Raw genomic sequence first — 16,560 nt, 5'->3', positions numbered from 1 at the left:
TCAGCGAAAGACGGACAGGGCGGTCTCGTAGGTGCCCACGTGGGCCTCGAGGGTGGCGGAGATCGGCTTCGAATAGCCGCCACCCAGGGTGAGCACGAGGGGGAGGCCGCGATGCCAGGCGGCCTCCAGCACGAGCCGGTCGCGCTCCCTCATCCCCGCGTGGGTGAGGGAGAGCCGGCCGAGGGAGTCCCCGGCGAGAGGATCCACGCCGGCCTGGTAGAAGAGGATGTCGGCGCCCGCTGCCTCGAGCACCTCGGGCAGATGGGTGGCGAGCACCTCGAGGTAGGCGCGGTCATCGGTGCCATCGGGCAGACCGACATCGCGGCTGGAGCGCTGCTTGCGGAAGGGGAAGTTGTGCTCGCCGTGGATGGAGAAGGTGAAGACGGAGTCATCGCCCTCGAAGACGGCGGCGGTGCCGTTGCCCTGGTGCACGTCCAGGTCCACCACGACGGCGCGCTGGATGCGGCGCCGGGCCTGGAGGACGCGGATGGCCACGGCGATGTCGTTGAAGACGCAGTAGCCCTCGCCATGGTCGGGGAAGGAGTGGTGGGTGCCCCCGGCGAGGTTGCCGGCGAGCCCGTCCTCGAGCGCGGCCAGGGCGGCGCCCACGGTGCCTCCCACGGAGGCGCGGGAGCGCACGAGCAGCTCCTCGGACCAGGGGAAACCCAGCCGGCGGATCTCCGCCTCGGAGAGGGTGCCCGTCCAGAGGGCATCGAGGTAGCGCGAGGTGTGGACGCGCTCCAGGTCCTCGCGAGCGATGGGCTCGGAGGGGCAGAGCCAGGAGGGGGCGAGGACGCCGCGCTCCAGGAGCAATTCATGGAGGAGCCGGTACTTCTCCATGGGGAAGCGGTGTCCGGGGGGGAGGGGGACGACGTACTGGTCGCAGTGGAAGACGCGCACGGGTGGGGACAGGCGTAGCGCCGGGGCGGGGCGGGTGCAACCGGAGGCGACAGACCCAAGCGGCGGCTCGTCCGTTACACCAGCGAGCGCGCGCTGGAATTTCGACCCGGTTTTCCTCTCCCCGGAGCCCCTGCCATGACCCTGAAGCCCTTCTCGCGCCCCGTTCTCGGGGCCGCGCTGGCCCTCCTCACGTTCGCGTCTCCCCTGGCCCTTGCCGAGGCCCCGCCGGTCCAACAGCAGCCCCAGTCGCAGCAGCAGCCACCGTCTCAGCAGCAGAAACAGGCGCGTCCGAGGATCGACGTGGTCTTCGTGCTGGACACGACGGGCTCGATGGGAGGGCTCATCGAGGGAGCGAAGCAGAAGATCTTCTCCATCGCGTCGCGGATCGCGCAGGGCAAGCCCACGCCCCAGGTGAGGGTGGGGCTGGTGGCGTACCGGGACGTGGGGGACGAGTACGTGACGAGGCGGTACGACCTCACGGAGGACCTGGACGGCATCTTCACGCACCTGCGGAAGCTGCAGGCGGATGGGGGAGGGGACACGCCGGAGCACGTGGGGCGGGGCCTGGGCGAGGCGGTGTCGAAGCTGTCGTGGGACCAGAACCGGGAGACGATGAAGCTCATCTTCCTGGTGGGGGACGCGCCGCCAGCGAATCGCCAGGACGAGTGGAACTTCAACCGCTGGGTGAAGAAGGCGGTGGAGAAGCACATCGTGGTGAACACGGTGCGCTGCGGAGCGGACGCGGAGACGGAGTCCAGCTGGAAGCTCGCGGCGAGGCTGACGGACGGCAGGTACGAGTCGCTGGAGCAGTCGGGCGGGATGGTGGCGGTGGTGACGCCGTACGACGCGGAGCTGGCGAAGGTGAACGCGGAGCTGGCGCGCAAGACGATGTACGCGGGGAAGAAGGAGGCGCAGCTGGCGAACCGGGCCCGAGCGGAGCAGATGGCGGAGCTGGCGCCGGAAGCGGCGGCCGAGCGCATCCAGTTCCTGAAGACGACGCGAGGGGCGGGGAAGGCGCCGTCCGCGCCGGCGCCGTCCGCGGCGCCGGTGACGGTGGGAGGGGCGGTGGACCTGGCGTCCCAACCGGAGGCGCTGGCGAGCGTGAAGGACGACGAGCTGCCGCAGGAGCTGCGGGGGCTGGACGCGAAGGCGCGCGAGGTGAAGGTGAAGCAGCTGGCCGAGGAGCGGAAGTCGCTGGAGGAGAAGGCGACGAAGCTGGCGGCGGAGCGTGACGCCTGGAGGGCGAAGAACGTGGCGGAGAAGGAAGACTCCTTCGACGCGAACGTGATGAAGGGCGTGAAGGAGAAGGCGGCGAAGTACGGCCTGTCCTACTGAGCCCTCCGCGCGTTGACAGCCGTGAGCCCTTCCAGGACGATGTCTGGGTGAATCATTCCGCGAGCATTCATCGAGCCCGGCGCCTGCCACGTGGGGTGCGCTGGGGCCTGCTGCTCTGCGTGCTCCCGCTCCTGGCGGGGTGCAACAAGAAGACCGAGACGACGCCGGACGAGCCCCCCACGCGGGCCGCCGAGCCCGCGCCTCGCCGCGAGCCGCTCCTGCTGGAGATCAACGGCTTCAACTACACCGACCTGTACATCGACAGCTTCGAGGTGAACGGACAGGGCGGGGGCAATCTGTTCGTCAGCTCTCCGGAGTCAGGGGGCGGCGGTGGCGTGTGTTGCGTGAGCTGGTCGCCGGAGGGCACGACGCCAGTGCGGCTGAAGATCACGTGGACGCGTGACCGCAAGCGCTGGTGCGAGAAGGAAGTCCTGCTCACGGGCCCCGCTCCCTCCAATCCCCGTCACCTCGGGGTTCATTTCTTCCCCGATGGACACATCGAAGCCGAGGTCACGGAGGACTACCCGGACCTGAAGCTTCGGATGGAGCGTGTGGATACGGCCCGGCGCAAGCCATCGGGTAACACCGTCGCCGACGAGCAAACCGCCAGGTGCCAGAATGAAGAATGATCCGCTCAAGCAGAAGCAACGGTTGATGCCAGACCTGCGCCAGTCCGCCTCGTTGTCGGATGTGCGGAGCGAGGGAACGGCGAAGGGCTCCGCCGAGAACACCGGCAAGGCGAAGAACACCGTGGTCCCCGCGCAGGTGGGTCACTGGGTCAGCTTCTTCTTCGACGGCACTGGCAACAACATGGAAGCGGACGTCCGCAATGACAAGCACAGCAACGTGGCTCGGCTGTTCCGCTTGCACCAGGACAATCCCGCTCAGGGCATCTTCCGTTATTACCTGCCCGGCATTGGCACGCTCTTCAGAGCCATCAACGACACCGGCGGAAAGATGGCCGCTGGCACCGGCGGCAAGGGCGAGGAGCGCCTGGATTGGGCGATGAATCTGCTGGAGGAGCGTTTCGCGAAGAGCAAGGGCGCGCTGCTCAACGTATCGCTGTTCGGCTTCTCGCGTGGAGCGGCGCTGGCGCGTGCTTTCGCTGTGCGTATCGCCGAGCGGTCCGAGCGCGGAAAGGATGGTGTCTGGCGCTTCTCGCACAAGGGCACCGGGTATCCGATCCGGATTTGCTTCATGGGGTTGTTCGACACCGTGGCCTCCGTGGGTGTGGCCATGGCCGCGAACAACGAGCCGGCCCGTGGCTTGACGGTGGGCTTGTTCGGCCTGGAGACGGCGATGAAGAATCGCAGCGGCTTCAGCAACGCGCTCGAGAACATCGCCTTTGGTGACGCGCCGGGGGCGGATCCAGCGGCGGGCATGGCCAACGGTCATATGGCCTGGGGAGATGACCTCCACATTCCCGAGATGGTGGTGGACTGCCTCCACCTGGTGGCTGCCCATGAGATCCGCAACTCCTTCCCGCTGGACAGCGTGCTCCAGGGCTTGCGCTACCCGAAGAACTGCCGAGAGATCGTCTTTCCCGGCGCTCACTCGGACGTCGGAGGTGGCTACCGCAAAGGGGAGGGGGCGCGAAGCCCGAGCTCCGGCTCACTCCTGAGCCTGATCCCCTTGTGGGAGATGCGTACCCAGGCGCTCAAGGCCGGAGTGCCGCTGTTGAAGACGATCGATTCCGAGGTCCAGAAGATGGACTTCGGAGAAGACCCCGCGAGCAAGAGCAGCTTCGAGACACTCAAGCGCCGGTACATCCACTACATGAAGGTCGCGGGCTGGGGAGGCAAGCCGCTGGGCAGCATGATGCTGTCGCACATGAAGCTCTACTACCAGTGGCGCTTCTTTGAGATCGCCAGAGACCAGAAGGCGCGTGCGGCGAAGCTCCCGACGAAGGACGCGGCCTTCATGAAGGACTTCGAGCCCAGGTGGGAGCAGGAGCGCGTCAAGCTGGAGGCCAGGACGAAGAAGCTGAAGGGCGAGACCGATGCGCACATGGCGAATGCCCTGGCGCTCAGCCGGAGCGCGGTGATTCCCAGCGTGAGTGAGAAGGCTCGGAACGAGGTGACGCTCGCCAGGCAGAAGCGGGAGGAGTTCCTCACCGCGCAGTCCCTGCTGGACGCGCAACCCAACTCGGACGGCTCGTTCGTTCGCAACTCGGACCTCTATGATGCGCAGCTCCTGGCGGACGCGCGCACTCTCCAGGCGGCGGTCAAGAAGGGAAGGACGAACCTGCGTCCGCACTACCGGGCGCTGCTCGATGCATACGAGGCCGAGCAACGCGGGCAGGGTCTGCGCGACCCGGAGATCATCGCGTTCTTCGACACCTACGTGCATGACTCCCTGGCGGGATTCGGTGGGGACGCGACCCTGCCTTCCGACCCTCGTGTCCTCTACATCGGTGGTGACGAGAAGCTGCGTTACGCCATGAACAAGCCCGGGGGGATGAATTTCCCGGCCTCCATGACGAGCTGAGCCAGCCGTCCACGGGGCTGCTACAAGGGGACTTCGTTCACCCGAGGCCCCGATGGACTTTTCCGCGCTAGCTCTTTCTCCGCCGCTGCTGCAGATCCTCGAGGAACTGGACTTCCGGACTGCCACGCCCATCCAGGCCCAGAGCATTCCGGTGTTGTTGCAGGGCCGGGATCTCGTCGGCCAGGCGAAGACGGGGAGCGGGAAGACGGCGGCCTTCGCGCTTCCGATTCTGCAGAAGATCCAGCTCCAGAGGCGGCGGCTTCAGGCACTCGTGCTCTGCCCGACGCGCGAGCTCTGTGCCCAGGTGGCCGGAGAGTTCCGGCGGCTGGGCCGGAGATTGCCCGGACTCCAGGTGCTCGTGCTCGCGGGAGGCCAGCCCGTCCGGCCCCAGGTGAACGCGCTCGAGAAGGGCGCGCACATCGCTGTCGGGACTCCTGGCCGCATCCTGGACCTGCTCCAACGGGAGGCACTCGAGACGCGTCAGCTCGCCACCGTGGTGCTCGACGAGGCCGATCGGATGCTCGACATGGGCTTCCGGGAGGACATGGAGCGCATCCTCGGGGAGACGCCGCCGACGCGGCAGACGGTGCTCTTCTCGGCCACGTTCCCTCCGGACATCGAGGCGATGAGCCGTGCCTTCCAGAAGGAGCCCGTGCGGGTGACGGTGGCGGAGGCCGACGCGGCGCCCGACATCCAACAGCTCAGCTACACGTGCGAGCCCGAGGAGAAGACGGCGCTCCTGCTGCGAATCCTGCGGCAGTACCAGCCGGCCTCGGCCATCGTGTTCTGCAACCTGAAGGCGACGGTCGTCGAGCTGACGCGGGCGCTGGTCGAGGCGGGGGTGGGGGCGGACGGTCTCCAGGGCGACATGGAGCAGATCGAACGCGATGACGTCATGGCGAAGTTCCGCAACCACAGCGTCCGGGTGCTCATCGCGACGGATGTGGCGGGCCGGGGCATCGACGTCGAGGCGCTCGATGCCGTCATCAACTTCGATCTGCCCTCACAGCCCGAGCCCTACGTGCACCGCATCGGCCGCACGGGGCGCGCGGGGAGAAGGGGGCTGGCCATCTCCATCGCCACCCCGCGAGACGAGCGCAAGATCGAGAGCATCGAGCTCGCCACCGGAGTGAAGCTGGAGCGCGCGAGCGTGGAGGCGCTGCCCCCAGCGGGTCCGGCGGGTGGCGTGTCACTGGAGGCGGCCTGGGAGACGCTCTTCATCTCCGCCGGACGCAAGGACAAGATGAGGCCGGGGGACATCCTGGGTGCCCTGACGGGAGAGGCCGGCGGACTGAGCGCCTCGGACATCGGGAAGATCGAGATCCACGATCGTCATGCCTACGTCGCCGTCTCCAAGCGCATCGCGCGCGTGGCGCTTCAGCGGCTGCGCGAGGGCCGCATCAAGGGGCGCAGATACCAGATCGAACGGGTGAGGTAGTGGACCGTCCGCGTTGCCCGTCGCTTCAGGTGTTGACGAACTCCTCCAGGCGCTTGCGATTGAGGGTCTGGTTCAAGAACGAGAAGTCATCGCCGTAATTGGAGAGCGAGAGGTCGCTCTGCTGGGCGAGCCATCGGGCGAGGTGTTCCTCGTCCTTGAACCGCCGCCATTCGCGGTCGCTGAATCCGTCCCAGAGCGAGGTGTAGACGAAGCTCCCGTCCTCGTCCTTGAACAGGCCCATGCCGCAGTAGTCGCGGTGGCTGAAGCCGAGCGATGCACCCGTCTTCAACCTTCGCGCCACGCTCCAGGCCAGCTCGGGGCCGAAGGGCTCGTCGCTCGGCGCCACGTTACGAAAGTAGGCCAGCCGCGAGTCCACCTGCCTCGCGGCAGCCTCCAGCGTCTCCAACTCCCGCAGGCTCTTGACCTCGGCCGCGCCCATCAGCGTCACCGACGAAGTCCGCGCGGTCAGGTCCACCTGGACGGTGAGCACGCTGTTTCCCGGGTGTTGCTGGAGGAGCTTCTCCGCGAGGGTGGCGAACGGCTCGAACCGGAACTGGAAGAAGCTCTCGGGCTGGCCATTGGCGCCCGTGGCGTACACGAGCGAGTCGAGCTGCTCGGTCTCTCCCGCCGCGATGCGGGTCATCTCCAGCGTGCCTTCCATGCACCGGTTCCGCTGGAGGAATTCCCCCAGGGCCCGGGCGATCTCCTCGCCGGCCGGTCCCGTGGGGAGGGCGGGGCGTTTCCTCGCATCGAGGTGCTCGCGCTGGCTGGTGAGCTTGTTCCGCTCCTCCGTCAGCTCGGCCAACCTGCGTTGCCGCCACGACTCGAACTCATCGCGTACGTTGCTCATCCCTGGACCTCACCCGAGGGGCCTTCCATCCGGGATAGGAAAGCACAAGGACTTCGGCCAGTTCCATCGGGACGGGGAGCGCTTGACGCATCCCACCTCGGGTGGGACGTTGGAAGACCGCCCCTGACAAGATGGCTACCGAATCCCACCCGACCCCGTTCGTCCTCGAGCGCAATCAGCGCCTGTCGCGTTCCCTGCTCTGGGGCTGCCAGCGGGCCTTCTTCGAGCACCAGGGCATCGAGGCCTGGCGCCAGGGCTTCGTCCCGAACTTCATCACCAGCAATCCCGTCATCGGCCAGGCCTATGCGCAGGTGGTGCTGGGCTGGATGCGGGACTGGTGCGAGGGCGCTCTGGCGGAGGGCGGCCGGTTCCTGGCGCCGGATCCACGCCAACCCTTCTACCTCATCGAGCTCGGGGCCGGAGCGGGGCGCTTCGCCTTCCACTTCCTGGAGGCCTTCCGCCGGCTGCGCGCGCGCTCCCAGCTCCGGGACGTGGCCTTCCAGTACGTGATGACGGACCTGCCGGAGCGCAACATCGAGTTCTGGCTGTCCCATCCACGCCTCCAGCCCTTCCTGGAGGAGGGCCTGCTGGATGTCGCCCGCTTCGATGCCGAGCGCGACGAGCAGCTCGTGCTCCGCCGCTCCGGCACCGTCCTGGCGCCGGGGTCGGTGGCCAATCCGCTCGCGCTGGTGGCCAACTACTTCTTCGACAGCATTCCGCAGGACGCCTTCTCCCTGCATGACGGCGTCCTCCACGAGTGCCTCGTCTCCGTCGCCTCGCCGCGGCCCGAGCCGGAGCTGGTCTCGCCGGACCTCCTGGAGCGGGCGGTGGTGTCCTTCGAGGACCACCCGGTGAAGGGTGACTGCTATGGAGACGCGGAGCTGGACGGCATCCTGGCGGACTACCAGCAGCGGCTGGACGACACGACGTTCCTGTTCCCCTCCTCCGCGCTGCGGTGCCTGCGGCGGCTGCAACGGCTCGCGGGGGACCGGCTGCTGCTGCTCTCCGGTGACAAGGGCCACGGCAGCGGGGACGAGCTGAGGGAGCGCTCGTCCGGGGTGAGCCTGGTGAAGCACGGGGGCGCCTTCTCGCTGATGGTGAACTACGACGCCATCGGCCAGTACTTCCGTCTCCGGAACGGACAGGTGCTGCGTCCCATCCATCGCCACGTGAGCCTGCACGTGGCGGCCTTCCTCCTGGGCCAGCCGCCGAGCGGCCATGGTGAGACGGAGCTGGCGTACGAGGAGGCCATCGAGAGATTCGGGCCGGACGACTACTCCACCCTCCTGAAGCGGCTCGCGAAGCACTACGAGGAGATGTCGCTGGAGGAACTCCTGGCCGCCCTGCGTTGGAGCGGCTGGGATTCCGGCATGCTGATGGACGTCTTCCCCGTGTTGATGGCGCAGGCCGAGTCCGCGGACGAGCCGCTGCGGCAGGAGGTGTGCTGGGCCATCCAGCAGGTATGGGAGACGGACTATCCGCTCGGCGGGGAGGAGGAGGACCTGGCCTTCCACCTGGGGATGCTGCTCTACGTGATGGACCGCCCCGAGCAGGCCCTGACGTTCTTCGAGCACTCGCTGCGGCTGTGCGACGAGGAGCCTGGCACGTACTTCAACCTGGGGATGTGCCATGTGCGCCTGCGGCAGGACGCACGGGCGTTGGAGTACTTCGAGCGGGCGCTGGCCCTGGCTCCCGACTTCGGCGAGGCCCGGGACATGCTCTCCCAGCTCAAGTCCCCGGACTGGCGCCAGGGACCGGAAGAAGACGAGGAGGCGGGCGGGGACTCCGGGGAGTGAGCCGGGGTCCCAGCCGGCCTCGAGCGGCTGTCAGAAGCTCGCCTGCACCAGCAACCGCCCCTCGACGACATTCTGCCTCGAGATGGGCGCGCCCTTCTTCAGCAGCGCCGTCTGGTCTGGCTGCTCCAGGAGGAGGTACGAGCCCACCGACTCCTCGAAGATGACCGGAGTGCCCAGCAGGATGGGCAGGTCCATGATGATCTTCGCGTTGAAGTCCTTGAAGTTGTAGGTCAGCGAAGGCGTCACTTCCTGGATGCCGCGCTTGCCGGTGATGGGCGCCTCACCCACGGCGAACCGCTCGTCGGGCCGGATGTACGCATACCGGAGCGCGACTTCCACGGGCTTCCACTGGTACGCCACCTGCGCCCGGCCGCCCGGGACGCGGAGGTCTCCATAGTCATTCTGGTAGACGCCGAAGTTGCCCTCCACCTCCGCCGAGAGGACGCCCGGGCCCGCGGGAGCGCGCATCGCGACGTCGGCACCGACCTGCCACAGCCTGCCCAGGTTGTAGGGCGCCTGGCCGACGAACGGGTTCCAGTTTCCGTTCAACAGGAGCGACTTCTCCGCGGGCTTGGTGTTGAACACCGTCGAGTGGCCCACCAGCGAGTCCTTCACGTAGAGCCCGTTCACGAAGAAGGCCACCTGGGCCTTGTCGGGGACGTCCTGGTTCATCCGCGTCGCGAAGACGTCCTCGCCGAGCCCGCCGTCGAAGCCCGCGCGCAGCACCACCATCGGGGTGCCGAGCGTCTGCGGCAGATACCGCTCGGGGATGTCCCTGCCTCCACCCGTGAAGATGCCGAGGCCCGCCACCGCGGGGCCCACCTGGGTGTAGAAGGCCGCGCCCACGTCCCGGCCCACCCGGAAGGCCATGTTCTGGATGGAGCGGTCCGCGAAGAGCAGCGAGCCCGAGTCCGTCAGCCGCTCACGGCTGTAGGGCACCCGGAACTGGCCCACCCTCACATAGGTGTTGTTGCCGAGGAAGCTCAGCGGAACATCCACATACATGTCCAGCAGACCCAGCGAGATTCCCGGGGTGGGGGCCTTGATCTCATCCTCGCCACCCATCGCGATCATCACCCGGTACCGCCACGCATCGACGTTGCCCGAGAGGCTGAGCCGGCCCTGCTTGAGGAACAGGTAGAGCCGCTCGTCGCTCCGGTGCCCGTCCTCGAGCTTCTGGCCGAAACCGAGGAGCTGCAGCCTGCCGCCCACGTCCATTCGCGCGTGCTCCGTCCGGAGGACTTCCGCGCCATGCGCAACGCCAGACGCTCCCATGAGCATCGCGGCGAGGGTTGCTACCAGGTTGCTGGTTTTCATGATGTCGTCCTTTGTCTTGACGTGCGGACGTCAGAGCAAGGTGTGAGCCAACGTGGCTCCCCAGGGAGGAAGGCGCTGGGGACATGCACCGTCTGCGCGGAGGCTGGCGTCCACGCAGGACTTGCGTCTCCGGCACGCGTGCGGGCCTCTCCCCTCGCTGTGTCCTGGCTTTCGCCGGTCGCGGCATGTGGATTGAAGAGAGGGTGGGGCGTACCCGAGCGGAGCCCCCATGCCCGACCGCATTCACCATCCGTGGAGTGCTCTCCGCCCCGCCGTCCCTTTCTGGGCGGCGCTCCTGCTCCTGGGGTTGCTGGGGCTGGTGCCGGCGGCCCGGGCCGAGGAGCCCGGGGGTGTGCGTCCCTTCGCGGAAGGTGAGGTGCTCGCCTACCAGGTCTCGCTGGGCCGGCACGGGCGGAGCGGGACGGGGTGGCTGCGAGTGGAGTCCACCCAACCGCTACGTGAAGAGCCGGTGGTGTTGCTGCGCTTCGACTTCAAGACCACGGTGGGGCCCGTGCAGGTGCGGCACCACTCGCGCTCGTGGCTGAGCGCTCGGCGCATGGCGGCGCTGCGCTACGAGGTGGACGAGCGCGTCCCCTTCCATTCGGTGCGCGAGCAGGTGGACATCTTCCCCGACGAGCAGCGCTGGGCAGGGCGGGACGAGCGGGGACGGAGCGCCTCGACGGAGCCACTGGACGAGCTGTCCTTTCTCTATGCGTTGCGCACGCTGCCGCTCGTTCCCGGGAGTGTCTCGCGGATGGATCGGCACTTCGATGCGCGGCGCAACCCGGTGGTGGTGCGCGTGTTGCGGCGTGAGGCGCTGCGCGTTCCGGCCGGGGAGTTCTCCACCGTCTTGGTGGAGATGGAGGTGCGCGACCCCAAGCGCTTCGGCGGCCGGGGCGTGTTGCGCCTGTACCTCACGGATGATGAACGCCGGCTACCGGTGCGCATCGAGTCGAAGGTGCCCGTCGCCGGGCAGCTGGTCCTCGAACTCGAGCCGCCCCCGCCGGAAACGGAAAGGAAGGTCGAGCCATGAAACGCCTTGTTCCTCTTCTGGTGACGCTCGCCTGGGCGGGTGCGGTCGCCGCGCAGCCCGGCATGGTCCTCCAACCCGGTGGCGAGCTGGCCATCGACGGCACGTCCACGGTGCGTGACTTCACGTGCAAGGCGCGGGGGGTGACGGCCCGGCTCACCCCTGGCGAGGCGGGTGGGGAGCTCGTGCTCGAACAGCTGGCGGGGGCTCTGAGCGAGGTGGTGTTGGAGGTTCCCGCCGGGCGGCTCGACTGCGCTAACGGAACGATGAACGAGCACATGTACAACGCGCTGCAGTCGCGGCAGCACCCCACCATCCGCTTCCAGATGAAGGGTTATGAGGTGGGGGCCGTGAAGGATGGCCAGGTGCCGCTGCGCATCCACGGCGAGCTGACACTGGCGGGGGTGACGAAGCCGGTCGACCTGGATGTCCGCGCCACGCAAACCCCGGAGGGCGGGTTGCGGGTCCGGGGCCGGTACACGCTCCGCATGCCCGACTGGGGAGTGCGCCCGCCCACCCTGATGCTGGGGACCTTGAAGGTGGGTGAGGCGGTGGTCATCCGCTTCGACTTCGCACTCCAGCGGCAGTAGGCGGAGCGAGGGCTACAGCGCGACGATGGGCCTCACTGCCTGGATGATGACCTGGTCACGCGGGATACCGTGCTCGTCGAGACGGACCTGGACGGGTTCGGTGGCCTCCACGTCGACGAGCCCTACCCGGATGTAGCCGTTCGTCTCGTCGTAGCCGAGCCGCCCGACGCCGGGCACGCCCATGGCGTGGCTGGCCGCGTCCTTCATCTCCTCGGAGGCACTTCCGCGTGGAGGACGGGCCCTCACGGCCATGCTGGCGGCCTCCTCTCCGAAGATGTCACGCAGTCTGGCCTCGGCGGCCTCACGCTGTTCGAGGTCGAAGAGGAAGACGATCCACTGGCCATTCTCGCGTGCGATGCCGCCGAAGGCCGGGACTTCCTGGGTGACGCGGAGGAAGCGCTGGGTGAGCGCGCTCTGCTCCGGTCCCTTATCGGGCTCGGGCGTGATGCAGCCGACGGACAGAACGAGGCACAGCAGGGCGATTCGGCTCGACATACGGGTTCTCTCCTCTCACGCGTGGGCGCGCAGGAAGTCCACGAGCGGCGGATTGACGCTCTCGGGATGGGTCATGTTGGGGGCATGCGCGGCACCCGGGACGGGGACGTAGCGCTTGCTGCCCGGGAGGGTCTTGTGGAGGTACTCACCTTCGGATGAAGGAATGCCGGCATCGGCGAGCCCGTGGAACACGATGGCGGGGCAGCGGATCTCGTTCAGCCGGGGCTGGATGTCGTCGCGCTCGATGAGGTTGTTCATGGCGGCGACGAAGTGGTTCTTGGGGACCTGGCGCCAGCGGTCGAGCCAGGGCGAGTAGAAGCGCTCGTCTCCGATGATGCCGCCCGCGAGGTTCTGGATGATGTTCTCCGTGGCACCTGGGGTGCCCCAAAGGTCCCGGACCTGCCGGTATCCGGCGCGGAGCTGCTCGTCATCGATGGTGCCACGGGTGCTCATGAGGACGAGGGCGCGGACGCGCTCGGGGTAGCGGATCGCGACGCGGAGGGCGCAGTAGCCGCCCTGGGACATGCCGCCGACGACGGCCCGCTGGATGCCGAGGTGGTCGAGCAGGGCGATGCAGTCCGCGGCCGAGTCGTAGAGGTTGAAGGGCTTGCCGTCCCAGCGGGTGCGGCCAAAGCCACGAGCGTCCCAGCGGATGACGCGGAACGCGGGGGCGAGCGCCTGCACCTGCGCGTCGAACATGCGGCCGTCCATGAGGAAGCCGTGGGCCAGGATGACGGCGGGACCGGAGCCGCCGGAGTCCTCGAAATAGATGCCTTGGTGGTTGAGCTCGGCGATGGGCATGCCGGTTTTCTACCATGGGGGAGGAGAGGGATCTCGGGTCGCTCAGTCACTCCCGCGTCACCGCGCGCAGGACGAGCTCCCGGCGCTGGTCGAGCAGCCGCAGGGACACGGGGAGCAGCGCGCGGTACAGCACGGCATTCACCGCCGCGCACAGGGCGATCATCGCCAGCGTCCGGCCATCGGGCCCGTTCTCGCCGGCGAACCGCAAGGCCCAGACGAAGGGGGCGCACCCCACGCTCGCCGCGCCGATGCCGAGCAGGGACGCGGTGAGGGGCAGCTTGTCCCGGCGCTTGAGGCTCGCGTGGAACTTCACCGGGAAGTACAGGGACAGGAAGTTGCCCGCCGCGAGCAACACGGGAATGACGGCCATCACGGCCGCCATGGCGCACAGGAAGTCCAGCGCCGAGCCCTTGCCGAAGTACACCCGGTAGAAGACACCCACCAGCAGCGCCATGGCTCCCGCCGCCAGGCCCTGCACCCGGTTCTTCGCCCGCAGCACGTCTCCCAGCTCCACGGGCGCGGCGATGAGCATGGCCAGCCCGTGCCCGTCATAGGCGAACGTGTTCTGCGAGAACGTGGACGCCATCACCACCGCGCCATAGATGCACAGTCCACCCATCAGCCACGCATCCACGCTCGCGCCCAGCAGGTACTCGAAGAGGGCCCGTCCCGAGGTCAGCTTCAGCAGGATGGCCAGCACGAAGGGCACCGCCGCGAGCAGCCGCGCGCGCGGGTTGCGCCACAGGTCCAGCGCCTCGCGCACCACCAGCGTGGTGTACCGCGTGCGTGTCCGGGCGAACGGATCGCTGTCCCCGGAGGCCTTCGCCGAGGCGCCGCCGCGGCCCACGTTGCGGTGGAAGCGCAGCAGCAGCGCGTAGGCGATGCCCAGCCCCAGCAGTGTGAAGAAGACCATGCCCACGCCGTTGGCCAGGGCGTTGCGCCGGTAGCCGTAGGTGAGCTCCAGCAGCGCGTCCCCGAAGAAGCCCGGAGGCACCCGCCCGAGGGCGATGGTGGCGTCGATGATGATGGCCATGTCCAGCTTGTCCACGCCTCCTTCGCCCATGGCGGTGGTCAGCCACGAGGTGTCGATGGGCGGGATGAAGGACGCGGCCGTGAGGAACACCAGGAAGCCGCCGCCGATGAGCTGCGCGCTGTGCTTCTCGCGCAGAACGTTGAGCACCAGGTGTAGCCCCACCCGGCTCCACGCCGCGTTCAGCAGCGCGAACAGCACGTAGAGCGCCACCGCGAACCACTTCACGCGCACCGGGTGCACCGAGGCGAAGCCGAGCGCCGCTCCCGTCAACGGTGCGTAGAAGACGAACGCGCGAGGCTCGAAGAGGCTCGCCACCGTGGAGGCGATGAGCAGCCGGAAGGGCGAGATGGGGAAGGGTGCGTAGCGGCTCAGCTCCGAGTGGTCGTCCACGCCCGCGCTCATCAGCGGCCAGGCCACCCAGACCGCCGACGTGACGAAGCACAGCAGGTTGAGGATGAAGAAGGGCCAGACGTCGTTCCGGGCGATGGTCGGCAGGCGCATCAGCCCGTAGAACGTCACCCCCAGGCCCCAGGCGGGAGCGCTCGACAGCAGGAATGCACCCACCGCCATCAGCCGGTTCCTGCCCGGCCCCTGGTTGAGCCCGATGTTCAACCGCAGGCCCCACAACAGCCACAGGTGCCGGAAGAAGCCCGGCGCGGCCGGCCGGTTCATGCCGCCCCCCGGCGCGCTTCCACCCCGGCGGGCGGGGCCTCTCCATAGAAGGACAGCTTCGCGTTGCGCGCGGCCGGCACGGAGATGAGCTTCTCGAAGACGGACTCCAGCGAGGGCGCGTCGTAGCGCTCCATCAGCTCCCGCACCGTCCCCTGGTCCAGCATCCTCCCGCCCCGGATGACGCCCGCGTGCGTGGCCAGCCGCTCCGCGATCTCCAGCACGTGCGTGGTGAGCAGCAGCGTCACCCCCCGCCGGCTCAGCTCGCGCAGCAGCTCGCGGATGACTCCCGCCGCCAGCACGTCGATGCCCTCGAAGGGCTCGTCCAGCAGCACCAGCTCCGGCGCGTGGATGAGCGCCGCGGCGATGGCCAGCCGCCTCCTCATGCCCTTGGAGTACTCGGCCACCAGCGCTCCCGCCTTGTACGTCAGCTCCGTGAGCTCGAGCAGCTCCGCCGCCCGCGCCGCCGCCTCGTCCCCGGACAGGCCGTACATCCTCCCGCAGAAGGTGAGGTACTGCCTCCCCGAGAGCCGCTCGAAGAGGCTCAGCTCCTCGGGCACCACGCCGATGTGGCGCTTCACCTCCAGCGGCTTCGCCACCGCGTCCACGCCCAGCAGGGAGATCCTCCCGGCGTCCGGCGCGTACACACCCGTGAGCAGTGCGATGGTGGTGGACTTGCCCGCTCCGTTGGGGCCGAGGAATGCGTAGAAGGCGCCCCGGGGAATGGTGAGCTCCATCCCGTTGAGCGCGGTGAAGTCGCCGAAGCGCTTCACGAGCCCGTGGGCGTCGACGGCCAGTTCAGGGGGGGTTGCGGACATGAGAGGGAGGGATCTCACCCGACTCCACCCTCCCTCTACAATCCCCCCGTTGTCCGAGGGCGAGCCTGGGGGGCCGTCCCTGGCGTAGGATGCGCCCAGGCCCCATTTTCGAGCACCTCATGGACTCCTCTTCTCGGACAAACGTGGATCGCGCCCGGCTCCTCATCACCTGCGCGGATCGCCCCGGTGTCGTCGCGGCCGTGTCTCAGCTCCTCTACGAGCAGGGCGCCAACGTGGTGGACTCGGATCAGCACACCGAGCCCGATGACCTGCGCTTCTTCATGCGGCTGGAGTTCGACCTCCCTGGACTCGAGGCGCGTCTCTCCTCACTGGCGAGCGCCTTCCAGCCGGTGGCCGAGCGCTTCGGGATGCAGTGGCAGCTCACCCCCGCCGCGCGCGTCAAGCGCATGGCCGTCTTCGTCTCCAAGCAGGATCACTGTCTTCAAGAGCTGCTGTGGTTGTTGAAGAAGGGCGAGCTGGCCGCCCACATCCCCCTCGTGGTGAGCAACCACCCGGATGCGCGCGAGGTGGTGGCCCCCTTCGGCGTCCCCCTGCACCACATCCCCGTCACCGCGGAGACCAAGGCCCAGGCCGAGGCCTCCACCCTGGAGCTGATGCGGGCCCAGGGCGTGGACCTCATCGTCCTCGCCCGCTACATGCAGATCCTCAGCGCGGACTTCATCTCGCGCTTCGGCAAGCCCATCATCAACATCCACCACAGCTTCCTGCCCGCCTTCATCGGCGCCAACCCGTATGCCCAGGCTCATGCCCGCGGTGTGAAGTTGATTGGCGCCACGGCCCACTACGTCACCGCCGAGCTCGACGCCGGTCCCATCATCGACCAGGACGTCCATCGGGTGGGGCATCGTGATGCGGTGGCGGATCTGGTCCGCATCGGACGCCGCGTCGAGCGCACCGTGCTCGCGCGCGCCGTCGCCTGGCATCTGGAGGACCGGGTGTTGCTACACGGGAACAAGACCGTCGTCTTCGCGTGAGACTCG

At 68.2% G+C, this 16,560-nt stretch carries 15 protein-coding genes; 8 read left to right on the top strand and 7 right to left on the bottom strand.

Translation table 11 applies throughout. The features are described 5' to 3' along the window. Positions 1 to 840 carry a histone deacetylase family protein gene (locus tag NR810_RS42495; RefSeq protein ID WP_257461090.1) on the bottom strand — a complete coding sequence of 280 codons (840 nt, stop codon included), beginning with the start codon at positions 838 to 840 and terminating at the stop codon, positions 1 to 3. A gap of 195 nt (positions 841 to 1,035) precedes the next feature. On the opposite strand from NR810_RS42495, the gene NR810_RS42490 reads away from it, so the two are divergent. From NR810_RS42490 to dbpA, 4 genes are read left to right on the top strand one after another with little or no spacing between them, the layout of a single operon-like run. Beyond that, positions 1,036 to 2,235 (top strand): vWA domain-containing protein, encoded by a 1,200-nt coding sequence (locus tag NR810_RS42490; protein WP_257461087.1) that lies wholly within the window; start codon positions 1,036 to 1,038, stop codon positions 2,233 to 2,235. A 47-nt stretch (positions 2,236 to 2,282) separates the two neighbouring features. Then, positions 2,283 to 2,864, top strand: coding sequence for a DUF3304 domain-containing protein (locus NR810_RS42485; RefSeq protein WP_257461086.1), 582 nt, complete (start codon positions 2,283 to 2,285; stop codon positions 2,862 to 2,864). Continuing rightward, complete coding sequence (locus NR810_RS42480; protein WP_257461085.1) at positions 2,854 to 4,722, top strand: T6SS phospholipase effector Tle1-like catalytic domain-containing protein; 1,869 nt, start codon at positions 2,854 to 2,856, stop codon at positions 4,720 to 4,722. Before NR810_RS42485 ends, NR810_RS42480 begins: the two co-directional genes overlap by 11 nt. 52 nt (positions 4,723 to 4,774) lie before the next feature. After that, a complete protein-coding gene (gene dbpA, locus NR810_RS42475) occupies positions 4,775 to 6,160 on the top strand; it encodes an ATP-dependent RNA helicase DbpA (RefSeq protein ID WP_257461084.1) in 1,386 nt (461 codons plus the stop codon). A 25-nt stretch (positions 6,161 to 6,185) separates the two neighbouring features. Here the strand turns inward: dbpA and NR810_RS42470 are convergent, their stop codons facing one another. Next, on the bottom strand, positions 6,186 to 7,010 hold the full coding sequence (locus NR810_RS42470) for a hypothetical protein (RefSeq protein WP_257461082.1): 825 nt from the start codon (positions 7,008 to 7,010) through the stop codon (positions 6,186 to 6,188). A 131-nt stretch (positions 7,011 to 7,141) separates the two neighbouring features. On the opposite strand from NR810_RS42470, the gene NR810_RS42465 reads away from it, so the two are divergent. Next, entirely contained in the window at positions 7,142 to 8,806 is a 1,665-nt protein-coding gene (locus tag NR810_RS42465; protein WP_257461081.1) for a tetratricopeptide repeat protein, read from the top strand. Positions 8,807 to 8,836: 30 nt separating this feature from the next. Here NR810_RS42465 and NR810_RS42460 read toward each other — a convergent pair whose 3' ends face one another. Continuing rightward, positions 8,837 to 10,123, bottom strand: a complete 1,287-nt coding sequence (locus tag NR810_RS42460) for an OprO/OprP family phosphate-selective porin (RefSeq protein WP_257461080.1) — start codon at positions 10,121 to 10,123, stop codon at positions 8,837 to 8,839. A 229-nt stretch (positions 10,124 to 10,352) separates the two neighbouring features. On the opposite strand from NR810_RS42460, the gene NR810_RS42455 reads away from it, so the two are divergent. Together NR810_RS42455 and NR810_RS42450 are read left to right on the top strand one after the other, a co-directional pair. After that, entirely contained in the window at positions 10,353 to 11,156 is an 804-nt protein-coding gene (locus NR810_RS42455; RefSeq protein WP_257461079.1) for a DUF3108 domain-containing protein, read from the top strand. After that, on the top strand, positions 11,153 to 11,743 hold the full coding sequence (locus NR810_RS42450; protein WP_257461078.1) for a YceI family protein: 591 nt from the start codon (positions 11,153 to 11,155) through the stop codon (positions 11,741 to 11,743). The genes NR810_RS42455 and NR810_RS42450 overlap by 4 nt, the downstream gene beginning before the upstream one ends. Positions 11,744 to 11,755: 12 nt before the next feature. On the opposite strand, the gene NR810_RS42445 is transcribed toward NR810_RS42450, so the two are convergent. From NR810_RS42445 to NR810_RS42430, 4 genes are read right to left on the bottom strand one after another with little or no spacing between them, the layout of a single operon-like run. Further along, positions 11,756 to 12,238 carry a hypothetical protein gene (locus tag NR810_RS42445; protein WP_257461077.1) on the bottom strand — a complete coding sequence of 161 codons (483 nt, stop codon included), beginning with the start codon at positions 12,236 to 12,238 and terminating at the stop codon, positions 11,756 to 11,758. A 15-nt stretch (positions 12,239 to 12,253) separates the two neighbouring features. Further along, positions 12,254 to 13,039, bottom strand: a complete 786-nt coding sequence (locus NR810_RS42440; RefSeq protein ID WP_257461076.1) for an alpha/beta fold hydrolase — start codon at positions 13,037 to 13,039, stop codon at positions 12,254 to 12,256. 46 nt (positions 13,040 to 13,085) lie between these two features. Further along, positions 13,086 to 14,744 (bottom strand): hypothetical protein, encoded by a 1,659-nt coding sequence (locus NR810_RS42435; RefSeq protein WP_257461073.1) that lies wholly within the window; start codon positions 14,742 to 14,744, stop codon positions 13,086 to 13,088. Continuing rightward, complete coding sequence (locus tag NR810_RS42430) at positions 14,741 to 15,559, bottom strand: ABC transporter ATP-binding protein (protein WP_257461072.1); 819 nt, start codon at positions 15,557 to 15,559, stop codon at positions 14,741 to 14,743. The genes NR810_RS42435 and NR810_RS42430 overlap by 4 nt, the downstream gene beginning before the upstream one ends. Before the next feature lie 119 nt (positions 15,560 to 15,678). Between NR810_RS42430 and purU the strand changes: the two genes are divergently transcribed. Continuing rightward, entirely contained in the window at positions 15,679 to 16,554 is an 876-nt protein-coding gene (purU, locus tag NR810_RS42425; protein ID WP_257461070.1) for a formyltetrahydrofolate deformylase, read from the top strand. Positions 16,555 to 16,560 lie beyond the last annotated feature (6 nt).

The organism is Archangium lipolyticum (assembly GCF_024623785.1).
In the GTDB taxonomy this organism is placed as follows: domain Bacteria; phylum Myxococcota; class Myxococcia; order Myxococcales; family Myxococcaceae; genus Archangium; species Archangium lipolyticum.
Note: the sequence above shows the minus strand (reverse complement) of the source record. Positions and strands in the feature narration are given on the sequence as shown.